Here is an 817-nt window from a genome sequence, read left to right as displayed (position 1 = left end):
TCCAGCCCATCCAGCACCAAATTTGCCAAGGTGGGCGAGATAATCCCGCCCTGTGGCGTACCGGCATCCGTTGCCTGTAGCTGGCCTTTATGAATCACACCAGCTTTCAACCATTTCCGGAGAACCACTTTGTCCGTTGGGACGTTGGCGATTAGCCAGTCATGATTGATATGGTCAAAACAGCCTTTGATGTCCGCTTCCAAAACCCATTGGGCCGAAACCTTCTTGGACAGGCAAACGAACAGCTGCCCCATCGCATCCGCCGTAGAGCGTTCGATCCTGAAGCCGTAGCTATTTGGATCACCCGTGGTTTCTGCAATAGGCGCCAGAGCCAGCAGATACAGCGCCTGCATAGCCCTGTCCGTCATGGTTGGAATGCCCAGAGGACGCTCCTTTCCATTTGACTTCGGAATAAACACACGTCGTAAAGGCCGCGGCTTATATCCATGGCGCTTCAACCCATTTGCCGCCTTCCATTTGGCATCGGGTGTATCCCAGAGCACGCGGTCGACTCCCGCCGTGCGCTTACCCTGGTTTTCAGTGACTCGCCGTACGGCCAAGTATCTGGCCGAGCGAGAGCGGGTCAGCATCCGCTGCAGGGTTTTCATCCTGCGCCAGTTGCCTTCCCGACAAGCCTTCGCAATCCGTATCTGCATCGCCCGGACATTCCGCTGGACACGCCACCAATCGATGTCATGCCAGTGCTGCGGAGCGCCGGAAGGCGCAGACACGGCCATTTGGCTATGTTCTAACATGCTGCCTTCCTCTCAAGTTTCCCCAAGCGAAAGACGTACGCATCCCCTGACGGGAATGGACG

At 56.5% G+C, this 817-nt stretch carries 1 protein-coding gene; it reads right to left on the bottom strand.

Annotated elements, in window-relative coordinates; genetic code table 11:
- Positions 1 to 755, bottom strand: a 755-nt coding sequence (locus tag E3W21_RS28790) for a reverse transcriptase N-terminal domain-containing protein (protein WP_178084160.1), incomplete at its 3' end; no start/stop codon positions are given.
- Positions 756 to 817 lie beyond the last annotated feature (62 nt).

Source organism: Pseudomonas sp. F01002, from assembly GCF_004402115.1.
Taxonomy (GTDB): domain Bacteria; phylum Pseudomonadota; class Gammaproteobacteria; order Pseudomonadales; family Pseudomonadaceae; genus Aquipseudomonas; species Aquipseudomonas frigoris.
This window is presented reverse-complemented; position numbering and strand designations above follow the sequence as displayed.